The organism is Pseudonocardia xishanensis (assembly GCF_039541715.1).
Lineage (GTDB): Bacteria > Actinomycetota > Actinomycetes > Mycobacteriales > Pseudonocardiaceae > Pseudonocardia > Pseudonocardia xishanensis.
In genome coordinates, this window is sequence record NZ_BAABGT010000094.1 from 50,110 (window position 1) to 69,483 (window position 19,374).

At 75.3% G+C, this 19,374-nt stretch carries 17 protein-coding genes; 14 read left to right on the forward strand and 3 right to left on the reverse strand.

Annotated elements, in window-relative coordinates:
* Positions 1-4 precede the first annotated feature (4 nt).
* Both ABD993_RS28480 and ABD993_RS28485 read right to left on the reverse strand, forming a co-directional pair.
* Positions 5-2,800 (reverse strand): transglycosylase domain-containing protein, encoded by a 2,796-nt coding sequence (locus ABD993_RS28480; RefSeq protein WP_345425188.1) that lies wholly within the window; start codon positions 2,798-2,800, stop codon positions 5-7.
* Positions 2,801-3,064: 264 nt separating this feature from the next.
* A complete protein-coding gene (locus ABD993_RS28485; RefSeq protein ID WP_345425191.1) occupies positions 3,065-3,442 on the reverse strand; it encodes a nuclear transport factor 2 family protein in 378 nt (125 codons plus the stop codon).
* A 323-nt stretch (positions 3,443-3,765) separates the two neighbouring features.
* Between ABD993_RS28485 and ABD993_RS28490 the strand changes: the two genes are divergently transcribed.
* From ABD993_RS28490 to pdxS, 10 genes are all read left to right on the forward strand, one after another.
* On the forward strand, positions 3,766-5,022 hold the full coding sequence (locus tag ABD993_RS28490) for a hypothetical protein (protein ID WP_345425194.1): 1,257 nt from the start codon (positions 3,766-3,768) through the stop codon (positions 5,020-5,022).
* Between the two features lie 169 nt (positions 5,023-5,191).
* Complete coding sequence (locus ABD993_RS28495; RefSeq protein WP_425569172.1) at positions 5,192-5,635, forward strand: hypothetical protein; 444 nt, start codon at positions 5,192-5,194, stop codon at positions 5,633-5,635.
* 20 nt (positions 5,636-5,655) lie between these two features.
* The gene (locus tag ABD993_RS28500; RefSeq protein ID WP_345425200.1) at positions 5,656-6,393 is read left to right on the forward strand and encodes a hypothetical protein; all 738 of its coding nucleotides are present in this window, start codon (positions 5,656-5,658) and stop codon (positions 6,391-6,393) included.
* Between the two features lie 71 nt (positions 6,394-6,464).
* Entirely contained in the window at positions 6,465-8,516 is a 2,052-nt protein-coding gene (thrS, locus tag ABD993_RS28505) for a threonine--tRNA ligase (protein WP_345425203.1), read from the forward strand.
* Positions 8,517-8,526: 10 nt separating this feature from the next.
* Complete coding sequence (locus tag ABD993_RS28510; protein WP_345425206.1) at positions 8,527-9,063, forward strand: HIT family protein; 537 nt, start codon at positions 8,527-8,529, stop codon at positions 9,061-9,063.
* 60 nt (positions 9,064-9,123) lie between these two features.
* A complete protein-coding gene (pgsA, locus tag ABD993_RS28515) occupies positions 9,124-9,744 on the forward strand; it encodes a phosphatidylinositol phosphate synthase (protein WP_345425209.1) in 621 nt (206 codons plus the stop codon).
* The gene (locus tag ABD993_RS28520) at positions 9,741-10,631 is read left to right on the forward strand and encodes a phosphatidylinositol mannoside acyltransferase (protein WP_345425212.1); all 891 of its coding nucleotides are present in this window, start codon (positions 9,741-9,743) and stop codon (positions 10,629-10,631) included. The genes pgsA and ABD993_RS28520 overlap by 4 nt, the downstream gene beginning before the upstream one ends.
* Entirely contained in the window at positions 10,628-11,734 is a 1,107-nt protein-coding gene (locus ABD993_RS28525; protein ID WP_345425215.1) for a glycosyltransferase family 4 protein, read from the forward strand. Before ABD993_RS28520 ends, ABD993_RS28525 begins: the two co-directional genes overlap by 4 nt.
* Positions 11,731-12,297 carry an NUDIX hydrolase gene (locus ABD993_RS28530; protein WP_345425218.1) on the forward strand — a complete coding sequence of 189 codons (567 nt, stop codon included), beginning with the start codon at positions 11,731-11,733 and terminating at the stop codon, positions 12,295-12,297. Before ABD993_RS28525 ends, ABD993_RS28530 begins: the two co-directional genes overlap by 4 nt.
* A 144-nt stretch (positions 12,298-12,441) precedes the next feature.
* Positions 12,442-13,356: a pyridoxal 5'-phosphate synthase lyase subunit PdxS gene (gene pdxS, locus ABD993_RS28535; RefSeq protein ID WP_345425221.1), complete on the forward strand. Its 915-nt coding sequence runs from the start codon at positions 12,442-12,444 to the stop codon at positions 13,354-13,356.
* A gap of 38 nt (positions 13,357-13,394) precedes the next feature.
* Here pdxS and ABD993_RS28540 read toward each other — a convergent pair whose 3' ends face one another.
* A complete protein-coding gene (locus tag ABD993_RS28540) occupies positions 13,395-13,946 on the reverse strand; it encodes a helix-turn-helix domain-containing protein (RefSeq protein ID WP_345425224.1) in 552 nt (183 codons plus the stop codon).
* A gap of 53 nt (positions 13,947-13,999) precedes the next feature.
* On the opposite strand from ABD993_RS28540, the gene ABD993_RS28545 reads away from it, so the two are divergent.
* The 4 genes from ABD993_RS28545 to ABD993_RS28560 all read left to right on the forward strand — a co-directional run bounded on the left by ABD993_RS28545 (position 14,000) and on the right by ABD993_RS28560 (position 18,950).
* Positions 14,000-14,668 carry an AzlC family ABC transporter permease gene (locus tag ABD993_RS28545; protein WP_345425226.1) on the forward strand — a complete coding sequence of 223 codons (669 nt, stop codon included), beginning with the start codon at positions 14,000-14,002 and terminating at the stop codon, positions 14,666-14,668.
* Between the two features lie 70 nt (positions 14,669-14,738).
* A complete protein-coding gene (locus ABD993_RS28550) occupies positions 14,739-15,050 on the forward strand; it encodes an AzlD domain-containing protein (protein ID WP_425569168.1) in 312 nt (103 codons plus the stop codon).
* Positions 15,051-15,142: 92 nt separating this feature from the next.
* Complete coding sequence (locus ABD993_RS28555; RefSeq protein ID WP_345425229.1) at positions 15,143-17,287, forward strand: M20/M25/M40 family metallo-hydrolase; 2,145 nt, start codon at positions 15,143-15,145, stop codon at positions 17,285-17,287.
* Positions 17,288-17,525: 238 nt separating this feature from the next.
* Positions 17,526-18,950 carry a DUF2867 domain-containing protein gene (locus tag ABD993_RS28560; protein ID WP_345425232.1) on the forward strand — a complete coding sequence of 475 codons (1,425 nt, stop codon included), beginning with the start codon at positions 17,526-17,528 and terminating at the stop codon, positions 18,948-18,950.
* Positions 18,951-19,374: the final 424 nt, after the last annotated feature.

Here is a 19,374-nt window from a genome sequence, read left to right on the forward strand (position 1 = left end):
CCGGTCAGCCGCAGGGGGTGACCGAGCAGTCCGGGGCCGGAGCGGTGCCCGCGGGCGGGGCCTGCTCGGCGGCGGGACCGTTCGGGGTGCCCGCCGTGCCGGGTGCCCGGGCGGTGCCGGGGGCGTTCGCGGTGCCCGGGGCGTCCTCGGGCGCGAGGAGGCTGCGCTGGTCCGGCGCCCCGGACTGCTGTTGCGGCACGGGGTTCGCGGCGGGCGGCTCCGCGGCGGGCGGGGGCGGGAGCTCGGCCGAGGGCGTCGGTTCCGGGGTCGTGGTGGGGGTCGGCGTCGGCGTCTCGTTCGGCGGCAGGTCCGACGCAGGCGTGCCGATCGGGGTGTACCCGCCGAAGCCCTCGGTCGCGGGCTCCTCGGCCACGGCCTCGCGCATGAACGTCTGCCAGACCTCGCCGGGCAGCGACGCCCCCTCGATCGGGGTGCCGGACGCCGTGCGGATGGGGGAGTTCATGTCGGTGCCGATCCACACCGTCGTCGCCAGCTCGGGGGTGAAGCCGGAGAACCACGCGTCGTTGTTCTCGCCCTCGAACCGGGACTGCACGGTGCCGGTCTTCGCGGCGACCGGGCGGCCGATCCCGCGCTCGTCCGCCGACGCGACGCCGAGCATCGCCTCGACGGTGTTGCGCGCGACCCGGGGGCTGAACCGACGCTCCCCCTGGGAGTCCGGGGACTCGTAGAGCACCCGGCCGTCCGCGGTGACGACCTTGGAGATGAAGTGCGGCGCGTGCCAGACCCCGCCCGCCGCGATCGTCGCGTACGCGGACGCGAGCTCGACCGGGGTGACCTCCTTGTTGCCGAGCGCGAGCCGCGCGTCGGGGTTGTCGAGCGGGGAGGTGATGCCCGCCGCCCGGGCCGCGGCGGCGACGTTCTCCGGGCCCACCTCGGCGGCAAGCTTCGTGAACACCACGTTGTTGGACAGCGTCATCGCCTGCTTGATGTCGCACCGGGGGCAGTCCGCGCCCTCGGCGTTGCGCAGGCCCGTCTGCTCCCGGCCGTCGAACACGGTGCCGAGGCCGATGGGTGGGTCGTGCATCAGCGCGGCGAGCACCACGAACGGCTTGAACGTCGAGCCGGGCTGCTTGCTCACCCGTGCGTAGTCGAGCCCGACGCCGTTGTCCCCGCCGTAGTAGGCGGCCACCCCGCCGGTGCGCGGGTCGATCGCGACGAGGGCGCTGCGCAGGTTGTCCGGCTGCCCGTCGAGCGACTCCTGCGCGGCCTCGACCGCCCGCTTCTGCTGGTCGGCGTCGATGGTGGTGGTGATCGTCAGGCCCGCCTGGGACATCTCCTGGTCGGAGATGCCGAGCGAGTCCAGCTCCGCCTTGACGGCGTTGACCACGTGGCCTCGGCTGTCCGCCAGCGAGCCGGTGCCGCCGACCCGGCGCTGCTGGGTGGGCGGGAAGGTCGCGGCGGCGCGGTCGGCGGGGGAGAGCCAGCCCTGGCTCTCCATCCCGTCCATCACGAAGCCCCACCGCTGCACGGCCTTCTGCGGGTCGATCGCCGGGTCCCAGCGCGACGGCGACTGGATCACCCCGGCGAGCAGCGCGCCCTCGGCCGGGGTGAGCTGCCCGACGTCCTTGGCGAAGTAGGCCTGCGCCGCGGACTGGATGCCGTAGGCGCCGCGGCCGAAGTAGATCGTGTTCAGGTAGTCGGTGAGGATCTCGTCCTTCGACTTCTCCTGGCTGACCTTGAGGCTGACGATCAGCTCCTTGTACTTGCGCCACAGGGAGACCTGGTCCCCGACCAGGGCGTTCTTGACGTACTGCTGGGTGATCGTCGAACCGCCGCCCGCGCCGCCCTGCAGCTGGTTCCACGCCGCCCGGGCGATGCCGGAGACGTCGAACCCGGGGTTGGTGTAGAAGGTGCGGTCCTCGGCGGCGAGCACGGCCTCGCGCACGTGCGGCGGGATCTGCTCGAAGCCGACCTTGGTGCGGTTGCCCGCCTCGGGGACGAGCCGGGTGAGGTCGGTGCCGTCGGCGAACGAGATCGTGGCGACCTGGTTGTTCACGGCCTCGTCCGCGGTGGGCACGCCGAAGATCAGGTAGCCGAGCCCGAGGGCCAGCAGCGGCAGCCCGACGACCATCCCGAGGACGCCGCCGACCCAGCACAGGACCGTCCGGCGCCGTCGGGCGGCGCGCTGGGCCGGGGTGAGCAGGGCGCGGGCGCGGCGCCCGGCGCCGAGCCTGCGCTGGAGCAGGTCGAGCGGACCGAGTGGACCCGTGCGGACCGGGCGGACCGGCTCCTGGACGCCGGTGGCCGTGGGCGCCCCGGTGCTCAGCCCCCCGCCGCCGGTGCGGCGGCGGCTGTCCGGGGTCTGCCACCAGGCCACGCCGGAGCGCTTGTCGGCGCGGCGGCGCCGGGTGGGGCGGACGGGCGTGGCGCTGCGGCGTTCGGGAGCCGGGGTGGGGCGTTCCCGCGCCTGCCGTGTGGTGGCGGAGTGGTCGCGCGCCCGCCGGGTGGGGGCGGACCGGTCGCGCGCGGACGTGGTGGGCGACGAGTGGTCTTGCGCGGTGTGGTCTCGGGCGGTGTGGTCTCGCGCGGTGTGGTCTCGGGCGGTGTGGTCTCGCGCGGTGTGGTCACGGCCCGCGGGGGCTGCGGGGGGTTCCGGACGGGTGCGGGACCGGTCGGGGCGCGGGCTGCGGGGATGCTCCGCGGGGACCGGGTCCGGCCCGCGCTGCTGCGGGGGGCGGGGCGGGGCGGGCCGCGCGGGTGGGACCGAGCGCGACCGGGTCGAGGACGCGGCGGGGCCGTGCGGGCCCTGCCTGCTCGGTCCGTGGCCCCCTGCCGGCACGCTCGTCCTCCCTCGCCCCTTGGCTCGCACCCCGCCCGGCGTGGCTGTCGCCGGCGCGGAGGACGCCGTACGGACGCGCCGATCACTCCGTTCGGCCCCGCACGACTCTCAGAGGGCTCAACGGGTGATCCCGTGGACGCGGTGCGGCCCACGATCGAACTCACCCGAATGACGGCACCGGCTGCCGGTATCGCCCGGGCCGCCGGACACCCTCCGTGACCTCGGGGATCCGGCGTTGAGCCGGACGGATGTGAGCGGAGCCGGTCAGCCGCCCTGCAGGAGCGCGGCCATCCGGGCGCGCAGCTCTGTGGCGGCCGAGTACGGGCGCACCATCACGGTCAGCTCGACGAGGCCGTCGGGGCCGTCCCGGAGGATGTCGACGCCGTCGAGCTCGCGCTCGCCCACGCGGGTGTGGAACCACAGGACGTGCCCCGCGTCCCCGGCGAACTCGGCGGTGTAGCGGAAGTCCTCGAAGACCTGAACGACGGCGCGCAGGATCGTCCGGATCGCCTCGCGGCCCTCGTAGGGCCGGTGCACGACGGGGGAGTGGAAGACGGCGTCGGCGGCGAAGAGGTCCGCGGCGGCGTCGGCGTCCCCGCGCTCGACGGCGGCTCGGAACGCGGCGGGGCGGTCGGTGCTCATGGCGCCATCCGACCACGGCGCGGGTGCGCGGCACGAGACCGCCGCACCGGGTGCGGCGGCCGAGCCGGATGGCCGCAGGTCGTAGGGCCGGATGCGCGGCATCGACGGGTTTCCGATCTCTCAGCGGGCGAGAGAGCTGCGGAAACACTCCCGTCCGCCGGCAGCAGGGTCGTCGGGTCCCACCTCTGGTGCCGAACCGCGGCGCGTTCGGCGGTGGGTGGAATAGGCCGGCCGGCCGTACCGCGGCGTTTCTCCGGCCCTGTCGAATCTGCGCCGAAAAGGCCGACAAACTGCGTCGGCGACGGTGTGTGAGAAGGTTTCTCGTGACCGCTCGGAAATCGCTCGCCGACGCCCTCGGAAAACTGCCCGGGGTGTCGTGGGCGTGCGTTCTGGAACGGGCGGACGAGCGGATCCTGGAGAGCCTCGGCGGCCCGGAGCCGCCTCTGCCGGTGGCCGAGATCCTGGCGGCCCTCGTGGGCGTGGAGTCGCTCGCGGACGGCCGCAGCGGGGCGCTGCGCAGCGTGGTCGTGACGGGCCGCCGGACGGTGCAGATGCTCGCGCCCGCCACGGACGAACGGGCCCTCTACGTGAGGCTGGACCGCGGCCGCGCCAACCTCGCGAGCGCGCTGCGGGAGGTCGAGGCGCTGGGCGACCCGCCGCGCCGGGCGATGCCCGCCGAGACGCCGCCGGGCCCGCGGGCCGCGGCGGTGCCGGTGGCGCTGCCCGCTCCCCGTGCGGCCGCGCCCGCCTCGTCGCGCCGGTCGGGCTCCACGGTCACCGAGGTGGCCCCCGCGCCCGCGGCGGGGCGCAGTGCCCCGGCCGGATCGGCGGCGCCGACCGGGGCCTCGACAGGGGCCTCGACGGTGTCCGCGGCGGGGTCGACACCGGCCTCGACACCCCCCTCGCCGGTGGTCTCGGCCACGCCCGCGACTGCGCCCGCGACCCCGACGGTGGCGCCGGGGACACCGGCGGCTGGGGCGGCCGAACCGCCTCCCACCAGGGAGGATCGGTCGACTCGCGAGGGCTCGCCGCGGCGGGTCACGCCGGTGTCGGAGTTCTTCGCCGCCGCCCACCGCGCCCGCCCACCCCTGCCGGACCGTCCCACCCCGTTCCCGCCTGCCGGTCCCGCAGGCTCCACCCTCCCGGCTCCGCGCCCCGCGGCCGAGCCGGAGGGAGGGCGGACGGAGGCCCGCGGGACGCGGCCTTCGGGCGGCGCCGCGCGGCCCGCAGCGCGGCTCCGGGTCCCCGCCGACCCGACCCCCGCTCCGGCCGAGACGGTCCCGCCCGTGGGTGCCGCCGCCGATCCCGCCACAGCTCCCGCCGGCGACCCCGTCACCGACCCCGCCGTCACCGACCCCGCCGCCGCCGACCCTGCCGCCGCCGGGGCCGCCGGCCGCGGGGCCGACTCCTCCGTCACACCTCCTGTGCCGCCCGCCGACGGGGTGCTCCCGCGGCGGTCCGGGCGCACCGCGATCCCTCCGCCCCGTCCCCCGGCGCAGGACGCCGACGACACCCGCTGGGCCACCGACATGTCGACGCTGCGCAGGCTCGCCGACGGCCTGCGGCGGCGGCTGCGATGACCGGGCCGCGGCGCCGCCGACAACGGTCCGGTGAAGGTGTGGCTGCCCTTCACGGGGGAGAGGAATGGCACCCGGCACCGCTGTTCCGATGATTCTGCGCTACCGTTTCCGAACCCCCGTTCCCCGATGGATGATCGTCCCCGTGAAGGATGATCGAAAGGCGCAGAAGATGAGCTCGATCGAGCATTCCCTGGACATGGCGGCCAACATCAAGGGCGCGTTCGCCGTGGCCCTGGTGGACTACGAGAGCGGCATGACCCTGGGCTCCCGCGGCGGGTCCGCCGAGTTCGACCTGGAGGTCGCGGCGCCCGGCAACAGCGACGTGGTGCGCACCAAGATCGAGGTCACCCAGAAGCTCGGCCTGCGCGAGGGCATCGAGGACATCCTCATCACCCTCGACAACCAGTACCACCTGATCCGGCTGATCCGCGGCCTGCCGGACGAGAAGCTGTTCCTCTACCTCGTGCTCAACCGCGCCCAGGCCAACCTGGCCATGGCCCGGCGCGACCTGAAGATCATCGAGCAGGAGTTCTACATGTCCCACCCCAACGCGGGCGCCCGTGCGCCGCAGGGTGGCGACAGCCAGTACTTCCAGGCGCCCGCCCCGCGCTGAGCCCCGCCCGCGAGACGCCCGTGCCGACGATCCCGGGAAGCCCCGGCCTGCTCCGCACGGCGGCCGCCGACGTGCTGCGCAGACCGGAGGTCCTCGCGGCGGCGCTGGTGGACGTCGCCAGCGGGCTCACGCTCGACGCCGTGACGGCCGACCGCGCCCGGTTGGACGTCGAGGCGGTGGCCGCGGCGCAGGTCGAGGCGATGCGCGGCGCCGCTGAGCTGAGCAGGGTGCTGCGGGGCGACCCGACCGAGCTCGTGGTGCGGCAGGGCAACGCCGTCCTGCACGTGCTGCGCCCGCTCCCGGATCCCGGCTCGGCCGCGGGGTTGCTGCTGTCGGTGCTGGTCGCGGCCCCGGAGCGGAACCTGCGCCGGGTCCGCAAGGCGCTGGACCGCGTGGACCCGCGCGCGCTGGTGCCCGCGGCGCCCCCCGTCGCGCCGCGCCCACGGCAGTCGACGCCCGCCCGTCGAGAGGGTGGGCCCGCGGTCGACCCGCGGCTCGCCGAGCTGGCGCGCTTCGAGTCGCCTGCCGCCGCACCGCCCGCCGTCCCCGCGGCCCGCTCCGGGGAGCGGGGTGACACGGCGCCGCCGCCGTCGGGCGTCGAGGTCACCCGTCCGCTGCCGGTCCTGCTGTCGGTGGGGTCCGCGGAGTCCCAGGTGAACTGGTTCGACCCGGTCGTGCCGGGGAGCCCGCCGCCGCCCCGCCGCAGCGTCGTCCCGCCCCCGGAGGCCGATCGTCCGGTCCCGCGCCTGCGGCCCTGACCCGCGGCAACCGGGTGGCGGCGGACAACTAGCATCGTGGGGTCAGATGTCCTGCCCGTGAAGGAGACCCCGTGTCCGCAGCACCCGCCCCGCCCGCGTCCGCGCCGATCACGGTGCCCGCCGGGACGACCGCGGGGGCCCGGGTCCGGGAGGCGGGCCTGCCGACCACCGGACCGCAGGCGATCGTCGTCGTCAAGGACGCCGAGGGGGCGCTGAAGGATCTGGCGTGGGCGCCGGAGAGCGACACCGAGGTCGTCGCGGTCACCGCGGACTCGCCGGAGGGCCGCAGCGTCATCCGTCACTCCGCCGCGCACGTGCTCGCACAGGCCGTGCAGCAGCTCTACCCGGAGGCCAAGCTCGGGATCGGCCCGCCCATCACGGACGGCTTCTACTACGACTTCGACGTGGAGAAGCCCTTCACACCGGAGGACCTGAAGAAGCTCGAGTCGGCGATGAAGAAGATCATCAAGTCCGGCCAGCGCTTCTCCCGCCGCCTCTTCGAGTCGAAGGACGAGGCCCGCGCGGAGCTGAAGGACGAGCCGTACAAGCTCGAGCTGATCGACCTGAAGGGGCCGGAGGAGGACGTCGGCGACGCCCCGGAGATCGACCCGACAGGGGAGCTCACGATCTACGACAACGTGCACGCCCACACCGGTGCCACCGTCTGGTCGGACCTCTGCCGCGGGCCGCACCTGCCCACCACCAAGTACATCCCGGCGTTCACGCTCACCCGCACCGCCGCCGCGTACTGGCGCGGCAGTGAGAAGAACCCGCAGCTCCAGCGCATCTACGGCACCGCGTGGGAGTCCCAGGAGGCGCTCGACGCGCACCTGGAGCGCGTCGCCGAGGCCGAGCGCCGCGACCACCGCAGGCTGGGCGCCGAGCTGGACCTGTTCTCGTTCCCGGACCAGATCGGCTCCGGCCTCGCGGTCTTCCATCCCAAGGGCGGCGTGATCCGCAAGGAGCTGGAGGACTACTCGCGGCGGCAGCACGAGCGGGCCGGGTACGAGTTCGTCAACACCCCGCACATCACCAAGGGACAGCTGTTCCGCACCTCCGGCCACCTCGAGTGGTACGAGGAGGGCATGTACCCGGGCATGATCCTGGACGAGGAGCTGAACGCGGACGGGACCGTCCGCAAGCCCGGCCAGGACTACTACCTGAAGCCGATGAACTGCCCGATGCACAACCTGATCTTCGACGCGCGCGGGCGGAGCTACCGCGAGCTGCCGCTGCGTCTGTTCGAGTTCGGGACCGTGTACCGGTACGAGAAGTCCGGCGTGGTGCACGGGCTGACCCGCGCCCGCGGCTTCACCCAGGACGACGCGCACATCTACTGCACCGAGGACCAGATGGAGGGCGAGATCGCCTCCCTGCTGGACTTCGTGCTGAACCTGCTGCGGGACTACGGCCTGGACGACTTCTACCTCGAGATCTCCACCCGCAACCCGGAGAAGTCGATCGGGTCGGACGAGGAGTGGGAGCGCGCCACCGCGGTGCTCCGCAAGGTCGCCGAGGAGACCGGGTTGGCGCTCACCGAGGACCCGGGCGGCGCGGCCTTCTACGCCCCCAAGATCAGCGTGCAGACCAAGGACGCGATCGGCCGCAGCTGGCAGATGTCCACCATCCAGGTGGACCTGATGCTGCCGGAGCGGTTCGACCTCGAGTACACCGCGTCGGACGGCTCCCGGAAGCGGCCCGTCATGATCCACCGCGCGCTGTTCGGGTCCATCGAGCGCTTCTTCGGCGTGCTGCTGGAGCACTACGCGGGCGCGTTCCCGGCCTGGCTCGCGCCGGTGCAGGTGGCGGCGATCCCGGTCACGGACGAGCAGGTCCCGGCCGTGGAGGAGATCGTCGGGCTGCTGCGGGAGCGCGGTGTGCGGGTGGACCTCGACGCCGGGGACGACCGGATGCAGAAGAAGATCCGCACCCACACCCTGGCCAAGGTCCCGTTCATGCTGCTGGCGGGCGCGCGGGACGTCGAGGCGGGTGCGGTGAGCTTCCGCTTCCGGGACGGTTCGCAGGTCAACGGCGTCCCGGTGGCGCAGGCCGTGGAGGCGATCGTGGCCTGGATCGCGGGGCGCAGCAACGTCGACCCGTCCGCCGAGAGCTTCACCCCCTAGGGTGGAGGACGTGTCCGAACTGGAACCGATCGACGGTGTGGGCACGCCGGACGGGTTCCGCAGGCTCTGGACCCCCCACCGCCTCGCCTACATCAAGGAGGCGGGGGAGGGCGGCTGCCCGTTCTGCCGCATCCCCTCCCTGCCGGACGACGAGGGGCTGATCCTCGCGCGCGGCGAGACGGTGTTCGCGCTGCTCAACCTGCACCCGTACAACCCGGGGCACCTGATGGTGCTGCCCTACCGGCACGTCGCGGAGCTGGAGGACCTCACCGCGGCGGAGTCGGCCGAGCTGATGCTGTTCACCCAGCGGGCGATCCGGGCGATGAAGAAGGTCTCCGCGCCGCACGCGTTCAACACCGGGCTGAACCTCGGCGCCGTCGCGGGCGGGTCGCTGGCGGACCACCTGCACCAGCACGTCGTGCCGAGGTGGGGCGGGGACGCGAACTTCATCGCCGTCGTCGGGCAGACCAAGGTGATCCCGCAGCTGCTCTCCGAGACCCGCGAGCTGCTCGCGGGCGCGTGGGAGCCCGACTGGAGCCCCGGCTAGGCTGGATCCCCCACCCCGCGAGACCGGCAGGAGTCGGCCCCACCCGATGCTCAACGTCCCATGCTGAACGTCCGGGCCCGCGTCCACGTCAACCGGGTCACCGACCCGATCGGCCGCGCCCTGGTGCAGCGGGGCGTCGCGCCGGACGTCGTCACCGTGATCGGGACCGTCGGCGCGTCGGCGGCCGCGCTGTGGTTCCTGCCCCGCGGTCAGCTCGCGATCGGGCCCTGGGTCATCACCTTCTTCGTGCTGCTGGACCTGGTGGACGGCGCCATGGCTCGCGCCCGCGGCGCGGGCACCCCGTTCGGCGCGGTGCTGGACTCGGTGTGCGACCGGATCGCCGACGGAGCCCTGTTCGCCGGGCTCGCCTGGTGGTGTCTCGGTGTGGGGGACGAGCGGGTGCTCGGGGTGGCCGCGCTGATCTGCCTGGTCAGCGGGCAGCTGGTGTCGTATGTCAAGGCGCGCGCCGAGGGCATGGGGCTCTCGGCGGACGGCGGCCTGGTCGAGCGGGCCGAGCGACTGATCGTGGTGCTGCTGGGCACGTTCCTGCACGGCGTCGGGGTGCCCTACGCGCTGCACGTCGCGCTGTGGGGGCTCGCCGCGGCGTCGGTGTTCACCGTGTTCCAACGGCTGGTGCTGGTCTACCGCAGCGCCCAGCGAGCCGGGGACCCCGAGCGGTGAACCCCGCCGAGCTCGGCCTGACCGCGGCCTGGTCCACAGTGCGCCACGTGCCCCGACCGCTGGGGGCCCTCGGGTTCGCGGCCGGGGCCGAGCTGTCGGCCCGGCGGGGCGGCGCGAGCGTGGCGCGGCTGCGCGCCAACCTCGGCCGGGTGCTGCCGGACCTCACCCCCGCCGAGATGGACCGGCTGGTCCGCGCGGCCCTGCGCAGCTACGCGCGGTACTGGCACGAGGCCTTCCGGCTGCCGTCGATGGACCCCGTGGCGGTGCACGCCCGCATGGCCGCGGCGACCACCGGCATGGCCTCGGTGATCTCGGCGATGCAGGCGGGCCGCGGCGTCGTCCTGGCCCTGCCGCACGCCGGGAACTGGGACGTCGCCGGGGTCTACGCCATCGAGGAGATGCGCCGCAACGGGCTGCCCGCCGTGATGACCACGGTCGTCGAGCGGCTGCAGCCGGAGTCGGTCTACCGCCGGTTCGTGGGGTTCCGGGAGTCGCTGGGCTTCGAGATCGTGGCGCAGGACGACGGGCGCCGGGCCCACCGGGCGTTGACCCGCAGGCTCCGCGCCGGCGGGCTGGTCTGCCTGGTCAGCGATCGGGACCTCGCGGGGACCGGGGTGTCGGTGCCGTTCTTCGGAGACACGATCCGGTTGCCGTCCGGGCCCGCGGCGCTGGCCGCGCTGACCGGAGCCCAGCTGCACGCCGTCGGGCCGTACTTCCTGCCCGCGGGCCGCTGGGGCGCCACGATCATGCCGCCGATCGAGGTCCCGGACCGGTCGTGCGTGGAGAAGGCGACCCGCGAGATCGCGGCGTCCTTCGAGCAGCTCATCGCCGCCCACCCGGCGGACTGGCACATGCTGCAGGAGCTCACCCCGGGGGCGGGCCGGTGAGGATCGGCATCGTCTGTCCCTACTCGCTGGACGTCCCCGGCGGGGTCCAGGCGCACGTCGTCGACCTGGCCAGGGCGCTGGGCAGGCTGGGCCACGAGGTGTCCGTCCTCGCCCCCGCGGACGAGGACTCCGAGCTGCCGGACTTCGTCACGGCCGCGGGGCGGGGCCACGCCGTGCCCTACAACGGGTCCGTCGCCCGGGTCACGTTCGGCCCGGTCACCTACGCGCGGGCCCGGCGGTGGCTGGCCGAGCACCGCTTCGACGTCCTGCACCTGCACGAACCCACCACCTTCTCGATCTCGGTGCTGGCGCTGCTGGCGGCCGAGGGGCCGATCGTCGCGACGTTCCACACCTCCACCGAGCGCTCGCGCACGCTGCACGCGTTCGGCGGGGTGCTGCGGCCGCTGATGGAGAAGGTGACCGCGCGGGTGGCGGTGTCCGCCACCGCCCGGCGCGTCCAGGTCGAGCACCTCGGCGGGGACGCGACCGAGATCCCGAACGGCGTGGACGTGGCCCGGTTCGCCACCGGCCCGCTGCTCCCCGGCTATCCGCGCACCCCCACGGTCGGGTTCGTGGGCCGGTTCACCGAGCCCCGCAAGGGCATGGCGGTGCTGCTCGAGGCGCTGCGGCCGCTGGACGCGCGGCTGCTCGTCGTCGGGCGGGGGGACGCGGACGTGCTGCGCCGCGAGGCCCGCGACGTCGAGGTGGAGGTGCTCGGCGCCGTCGACGACGAGGTGAAGGCCGCCGCGCTGCGGTCGGTGGACGTCTTCTGCGCCCCCAACCTCGGTGGCGAGAGCTTCGGCATGGTGCTCACCGAGGCGATGGCGGCGGGGGCCCCCGTGGTGGCCAGCGACCTGGAGAGCTTCCGCCGGGTCCTCGGGGACGAGCGCCCCGTCGGTGTCCTGGTGCCCACCGGGGACGCCGCCGCGCTGTCCGGGGCCCTGCGGGACCTGCTGGGCGACCCGGAGCGCCGGGCGGCGCTCGCCGAGGCCGGGCGGGCCCGGGCGGCCCGCTACGACTGGTCGGTCGTGGCCGGGCAGGTGCTGCAGGTCTACCAGGCCGCGATCGCCGCGGACCCGCGTCAGGTGGCGATCGTCCGATGAGCTGGGTGCTGCTCGCGGCCGTGGTGGTGGTCGTCGTGTGGGTGACGGTGCTGTGCGTCGCGCGCAGCCGTCGGCTGGACCGGCTGCACCAGCGGACGGACGCCGCCCGCGTCGGGCTGGAGTCGGCGCTGGCCCGGCGCGCGGAGACCGCGGTGCGGGTCGCCGAGGCCCTCGGGGCCGCGCGGGCCGCGCCCGGCAGCCCGGTCGCCGCGCTCGGCGAGGCGTCACGGGCCGCGGGGGCGGGGATGGTTCGGGACCTGCCGCGGGAGTCGGAGCAGGCCGTCGAGGCCCGCGAGCTGGTCGAGAACGCGCTGTCCCGGGCCCTGTCGGTGATCGACCGCGAGACCCTGCCCACGGCGCTGCTGGCCGAGCTGGTGGACGCCGAGCAGCTCGTCGTGCTGGCCCGGCGGGTGCACAACGACGCCGTCCGGGACACCCGCGGGCTGCGGTCGCGCAGGCTCGTGCGGTGGCTGCGGCTCTACGGCACCGCGCCGCTCCCGGAGTACTTCGAGATCGCCGAGTCCGCGCCCCGGGTGGGCAGCCCGGCGGATCCCGTCGGCTGAGCCCGTCCACTGAGGTCAGGGCCTCGCGGGCGGAGGTCACAGGCCTGGCGGCCGGGGCCGACGCGTACCATCGAGGGCCGGGCCGTCGGCGTCGGCGGCCGAGCCCGGGGTCCCGGGACCCGCAGTCGAAGAAGGAGCACCACAGTGTCGTCCGAGCAGGCCCCCGCTTCCGCAGGCCACGAGCTGGGCACCGCCCGCGTGAAGCGCGGGATGGCGGAGATGCTCAAGGGCGGCGTGATCATGGACGTGGTCACGCCCGAGCAGGCGAAGATCGCCGAGGACGCGGGCGCCGTCGCCGTCATGGCGCTGGAGCGGGTGCCTGCGGACATCCGCGCGCAGGGCGGCGTGGCGCGGATGAGCGACCCGGACATGATCCAGGGGATCATCGAGGCCGTCTCGATCCCGGTCATGGCGAAGGCGCGGATCGGGCACTTCGTCGAGGCGCAGGTGCTGCAGTCCTTGGGCGTGGACTACGTGGACGAGTCCGAGGTCCTCACCCCCGCGGACGAGGCGCACCACATCGACAAGTGGGCCTACACCGTGCCGTTCGTCTGCGGCGCGACCAACCTCGGCGAGGCGCTGCGGCGGATCTCCGAGGGCGCGGCCATGATCCGCTCGAAGGGCGAGGCCGGCACCGGGAACGTCGTCGAGGCGACCCGGCACATGCGCCAGATCCGCTCGGACATCCGCAGGCTCGCCACGCTGGACGAGGCGGAGCTGTTCATCGCGGCCAAGGAGCTGCGGGCGCCGGTGCAGCTGGTCGCCGAGATCGCGCAGGCGGGGAAGCTGCCGGTCACGCTGTTCACCGCGGGCGGCATCGCCACCCCGGCGGACGCGGCGATGATGATGCAGCTCGGCGCCGAGGGCGTGTTCGTCGGCTCGGGCATCTTCAAGTCCGGCGACCCGGCGCAGCGCGCCGCGGCGATCGTCAAGGCCACGACCTTCCACGACGACCCGGACGTGATCGCCAAGGTCTCGCGCGGGCTGGGCGAGGCGATGGTCGGCATCAACATCCCCGACCTCCCCGCGGAGCAGCGGTACGCGCAGCGCGGCTGGTAGGCGGCCCTCGGCACTGATCCTCGGGCCCCGGCGCAGGGTCAGACGTACTCCATGACCAGTACGGCGGCGCTGCTCGGGGCCAGCGCCTGGTAGGTGTGGGGCTGGTCGCCGGGGAAGCAGGCGTAGTCGCCCGGGGCGAGCTCGACCTCGTCCCCCTCGGGGCCCGCCCGCCATCGTCCCGCGGTGACGACGAGGTGCTCGGTCGTGCCGGGGATGTGCGCGTGGGCCGACCGCGCGGGCCCCGGCTCCGCGGTGATCACGTGCAGGTCCCGGCGGGCCCCGGGCGGGCAGGCCGCGAGCAGCGTCCCGGTGAAGGGGGAGTGGTCGCTCGGGATCACCACGCCCTGCCCCGCCCGCACGACCCGCACCCCGCGCTCGGGGGGATCGACGAGCCGGGAGAACGGCACGTCGAGCACCACGGCGATCGCCCAGAGCGTCTCGACGCTCGGGTTGCCGGTTCCGGCCTCGAGCTGCGACACCGTGGACTTGGCCAGCCCGGCGCGGCGCGCCAGCTCGCCCAGCGACAGCTCGCGGAGGGTGCGCTCGCGGCGGACCGCGGCGGCGATCGCGGCGAGGGGTGTTCGGTTCATCGGTCGGCGAAACCGGTTTGACGAACGGCACTCATGCGGTCACTGTAGCCGTCATGTGTTCGGCACGGCGAACGGCGCTGCAGTCCGACGACGTCCGGGACATCGCCGCGCTGGCCGCGGCGGTGACCGTCGTCGGCATGTCGTTCGGGGCGCTCGCGGGCTCCGCCGGAGTGCCGTGGCCGCTGGTCGTGGGCATGTCGGTGCTGGTATTCGCGGGCGGGTCGCAGTTCCTGGCGGTCGCGGTAGTCGCCGCGGGCGGGGCGCCGGTCGCGGCCGTGGCCGCGGGGCTGCTGCTCAACCTGCGGCACCTGCCGTTCGGTCTGGCGATCGGCGAGGTCGTGGGGCGGAGCCGGCCGAGCCGACTGCTGGGCGCCCACGTCCTCGTCGACGAGAACGTGGCCCTGACCCGTGCGCGCGGCACCGGGCCCCGGGCGACCGCCGTCTACCGAGCCTGCGGCGCGGCGCTGTTCGTCGGATGGAACGCGGGGACGGTCGTCGGCCTGCTGGCAGGCGGCGCGATCCCCGATCCCGCGGTCTTCGGGGTGGACGCGGCCTTCCCTGCGGCGCTGCTCGCCCTGCTGCTCCCGTCGCTGCGTGAGCGGGACGCCCGCACGGTCGGCCTCACCGCGGCGGTCCTCGCGCTGGCGGCGACCCCGTTCCTCCCCGCAGGCGTCCCGGTCCTCGTCGGCCTGCTCGCGCTCCTGACGGCGGTGCGGCGATGACCCGTCGCCCCCCGGGCCCGCAACCCGCTGCCGCTCGGCCTCCCGATCGGTCGCGGGCGGGGGCGGGGCCGTGCTGAGCTGGCCGGTGCTCCTGGCGTTCGCCGCGGGCACCTACCTCATCCGGTTCGCCGGGATCGCGCTGCGGGACCGGGTGACGCTGCCCGAGCGCGTCGTGCGGCTGACCGACCTCGGCGCGACCGCCCTGCTGCTCGCGCTCGTCGCCACCGCGGCGCTGACCGAGGACGGCGGCTTCGCGGGCTGGGCGCGGCCTGCCGGGGTCGTGGCGGGCGCGCTGGCGGCCTGGCTGAAGGCGCCGTTCGTGCTGGTCGTGGTCGTGGCGGCGGCCGTCGCGGCCGGGTTGCGGGCACTGGGCGTGCCGTGAGCGGGCTGCGGTCGGCGGGTCCGGCGTCCGACGACCCGCGCCCGTCGTCGGGTGCGCGGAGCCGCCGAGCGTCGGTGCGGCAGACTGCGCCCGTGGCACGGTTGCCGACCTGGGTCCTGGTGCTCGCCGCGGCCGTGTGGTCGGTGGTGTCGCTGCAGCCGCCCGCGCCCGGCGCGGAGGCGCAGCGGGCGTTCGCGAGCGTCGAGCGGCTCGGGGCCCGCCCGCACGTCGCGGGCTCACCCGCCGCCGACGCCGCCCGCGAGTACCTCCTCGACACCCTGCGCGGGATCGGGCTCGAGCCGCGGGTGCAGGACACCGTCGGCGTCAACGCGGGCTCGCTGGGGGACGGGACGCCGGGGGCCGCGCGCGTCCGCAACATCGTCGCGACGGTCCCGGGGACGGCGCCGACCGGGCGCGTCACGGTCGTCGCGCACTACGACTCGGTGCAGTCCGGCCCCGGCGCGAACGACGACGGCGCCGGCGTCGCGACCCTGCTGGAGACCGCCCGCGCGCTGGCCGCGGACCGCCCGCGCAACGACGTCACGCTGCTGTTCACCGACGCCGAGGAGGCCTGCCTCTGCGGCGCCGAGGCCTTCGTGGCCCAGGCTCCCGAGGCCACCGGTGGCGTGGTGCTCAACGTCGAGGCCCGCGGCACGACCGGCCCGGTGATCATGTTCGAGACGACGGCGGGGAACGGGCCCGTCGTCGACCGGTTCGCCGCCGCGGCCCCGCACCCGGTGGCCACCAGCTTCGCCGTCGAGGTCTACCGGATCCTGCCGAACGACACCGACTTCAGCCCGTTCCGGGACTCCGGCCGGTACGTCGGGCTGAACTCGGCGTACATCGACGGCAGCGCGGCGTACCACGGCCCGCAGGACACCCCTGACCGGATGGACCTCGGGACCCTGCAGATGCACATCGACAACACCACGGCGCTGGTTCGGGAGTTCGGCCGCACGGACCTCACCGCCCTGCGGGGTGCGGACGCGACCTACTTCCCGGTGCTGGGCACGCTCGTGCGGTACCCCGGGTGGCTGGTGTGGCCGCTGGCCGGGTCGGCGGCGCTGGTCGCGCTCGCGGGTGCGGTCGCCGCCGCCCGCCGGACGAGCGCGCCGCGGGTGCTCGCCGGGGTCGGCGCGGGACTGCTGCCCCTGGTGGTCGCGCCGGCGCTCGCCCAGCTCGCGTGGTGGGGCCTGACCCTGCTGCGCCCGGGGTACGCGCAGATGGACGACCCGTGGCGGCCGGTGTGGGACCGCGCGGCGCTGGCCTGCCTGGTCGCCGCGGTGGTCGTGGGCTGGGTCCTGGCGCTGCGCCGCCGGGTCGGGACGGACGCCCTCGCCGCGGGCGGACTGGTCTGGCTCGCGGTGCTCGGCCCGCTCCTCGCGGCCCTCGCCCCGGGCGGCTCGTACCTGACCACCCTGCCCGCACTCGCGGGCGGGATCGCGCTGCTGGTCGGGCAGTGGATCGCGCGGGCGCTCGCCGCGGTCGTCGCGGTGGTCGTGCTCGTCCCGACCGCGGTGCTCTTCTTCCCCGCGCTCGGCCTGGCAGCGGCGGCGTTGCCCGCGTTCGTGCTGGCACTGCTCGGGCTCGCGCTGGTCCCGGTGCTCGCCGACCTCCCGCGGCTCACCCCCGCGGTCGCCCTGGTCGCGGCGGTCGGCCTCGGCATCACCGGGTTCGCCCAGAACGCGTTCACCGCCGAGCGGCCGGCGCCCAGCCAGCTGATGTACCTGCTCGACGCCGACGCGGGCACCGCCCGCTGGATCAGCGCCGAGGCCGTGCCGGGGGAGTGGACCGCCCAGTACGTCACCGGTCGCGAGACCCTGGCCCTGCCCGGCTTCGACGGCGCCTACTCGACCGGTCCGGCCCCGCCCGCCGCGTTGCCCCCGGCGCAGGTCGACCTGACCCGCGAGGGCTCCCGCGTCACCGCTCGGCTCGTGCCGCGGCGCCCGGTGCGGCTGGTCGCGCTGCGCGCGGACGGGATCGTCTCCGCGACGGTGAACGGCGCCCCGGTGCCGGTCCGCGACGGCAGACTGGACCTCGTCTTCCACGCCCCGCCACCGGAGGGCCTGGACCTGCGGCTCGTGCAGGCCGCGCCCGGTCCGGTGGACCTGCAGGTCACCGACGGGTCCGACGGGCTCGACGGGCTGCCCGGACTCACCCCGCGACCCCCGGAGACGGGGGCCGTGGGGAGCCACACCAGCGATCTCGTCGCCGTCACGCGGCGGGTGAGCGGGTAGCAGGCTCCGCTCAGGCGGAGTCCACCGTCACGCACGCCGCCCGGTCGCCCGCGGTGCCCGCCTCGCCCGGCTCCGTGGCGGTCGGCTGCGCGTGCGGGGCCGCAGGCCTCCTGGTGGGCGTGGGCGCCGTTCGGGACCGGCCCGGCACGGCCGGGGTGACGGTGCTGGAGGAGTCGGTGGTGTCGTGGCGCCGAGGGCCCACCGCGCGGGGACGAGCGGTTCGGGCGACGATCGACCCGTGCGTTGTCTCGTGATCGGTGCGACCGGCTATGTCGGCTCGCGGCTCGTCCCCCGGCTGCTCGCCGAGGGCCACACCGTCCGGTGTCTCGTCCGCTCGCCGGACAAGCTTTCCCGGACGGGGTTCGCCGACCGCGCGGAGGTGCTGTGCGGTGACCTCACGGACGCCGCGGCCACCGCGGCGGCCTGTCGGGGGGTCGACGCGGTGTTCCACCTCGTGCACTCCATGGACGGGCCGGACTTCGCCGACCGGGACCGGGTCATCGCCGAGACCGTCGCCGCCGCGACGGCCGAGTCCGGGGTGGGCCGGATCGTCTACCTGGGCGGACTCCGTCCGGCGGGGGAGGCGACGTCCGAACACCTGCGCTCGCGCACCGAGGTGGGCGAGGTCCTGCTCGCCGGTCCGGTCCCGACCGTCGTGCTGCAGGCGGGCATCGTCGTGGGCCGGGGCTCGGCCAGCTTCGAGATGATCCGACACGTCGCCGAGACCGTCTTCGGCGGTCCGCTCGCGCTCCCGCTGCCGGACCAGGCGTGGAACCGGGTGCAGCCGATCGCGATCGCGGACGTCCTGTACTGGCTGGCCGCGAGCCTGCGGCTGCCCGCCGCGACCAACCGCGCGTTCGACGTCGGCGGGCCGGACGCCCCGACCTACGTCGACCTGCTCCGCGGGTACTCCCGCGAGGCGGGGCTCGCGGTCGCGCTGACCGTCCCCGTGCCGGTCTCGGTGCCGCGGCTGAGCGCGCGGGCGGTGGGCCTGCTCACCCCCGTCGGCCGGGCGCTCGCCGCTCCGCTGCTGGAGTCCATGGCCTACGAGCTGGTGTGCCGCGAGCACGACCTCGCCGCGCTCGTCGGGCAACCGCCGGGCGGCCCGACCCCCTACGCCGACGCCGTCCGGCTGGCCCTCGCCGAGGAGGGGCCCGCGGGCGGCGCGCCCACCGACCCGGCGGGCTCGGGGCCGCCGGAGCTCGTGGGGGAGGACGTCGAGGACGTCGCGGCGCCCGCCGCCGAGCTCTGGGCGGTGATCGCCGGGATCGGCGGCGACGAGGGATGGCACACGGTCCCGGGGGTCTGGGAGCTGCGCCAGAGGCTCGACGGGCTGCTCGGTGGCGTCGGGCTGCGGCGGGGGAGGCCCGCGCGGCTCGCGCCGGGGGACCCGGTGGACTGGTGGCGGGTCGAGGAGCTCGATCCGGGGCGCTCGCTCGTGCTGCGGGCGGAGACCCGGATGCCGGGGGTCACGCGGCTGCGGATGACCGCCGAACCGACGGGGGCGGGCACGAGCCGCTACACCCAGACGGTCACGTTCCGTCCCCGCGGCGTTGCGGGGCGCATCTACTGGTACGCCCAGAAGCCGGCCCACGACCTCGTCTTCGGGGTGACCGCACGCATGATCGCGGACGCGGCCCGACGCCGCTCGGCCGAGGCCTGAGGGCCGAACGGCCGCTCAGGATTCACAGCAACGGCGTTACCCGGCGGGGATCGTTGCGCGTGCACCTTTCGTTACGGGCACGCGCAGTGATCCTCCTCCCGTTGACCCCCACACACGGTCACCGACAGCATTCGCGCAGCCGTCCGCTCCCCGCAACGGCCGCGCCCCGCCCCGGTCCCCCGGCCGGGTTCCGGCGGGTCCCGCCAGGAGTCGCCGCGCACCGGCCGTGAGTACCGGGCCGGTCGCGGCGACCCGGCGTCCGCACACGATCGAGTGCACATCACGGTTCGTTACCGACACGCTCGGTGAGATCCTGCACCTTGACGGGTGAAGGCCGTCACCGCCAGTATTCCCCGCGCTGCCCTTCGCTCCCCGCTTCCGGTAGCCGCCCCGCCCGGCGCCGGTGTCGTCCCCGGGCTCCGAG

Coding starts and splice junctions, on each gene's coding strand:
- ABD993_RS28545 (WP_345425226.1), top strand. CDS start 14,000: ATGTGTTCGGCACGGCGAACGGCGCTGCAGTCCGACGACGTCCGGGAC.
- ABD993_RS28485 (WP_345425191.1), bottom strand. CDS start 3,442: ATGAGCACCGACCGCCCCGCCGCGTTCCGAGCCGCCGTCGAGCGCGGG.
- ABD993_RS28540 (WP_345425224.1), bottom strand. CDS start 13,946: ATGAACCGAACACCCCTCGCCGCGATCGCCGCCGCGGTCCGCCGCGAG.
- ABD993_RS28495 (WP_425569172.1), top strand. CDS start 5,192: ATGAGCTCGATCGAGCATTCCCTGGACATGGCGGCCAACATCAAGGGC.
- ABD993_RS28530 (WP_345425218.1), top strand. CDS start 11,731: ATGAGCTGGGTGCTGCTCGCGGCCGTGGTGGTGGTCGTCGTGTGGGTG.
- pgsA (WP_345425209.1), top strand. CDS start 9,124: ATGCTGAACGTCCGGGCCCGCGTCCACGTCAACCGGGTCACCGACCCG.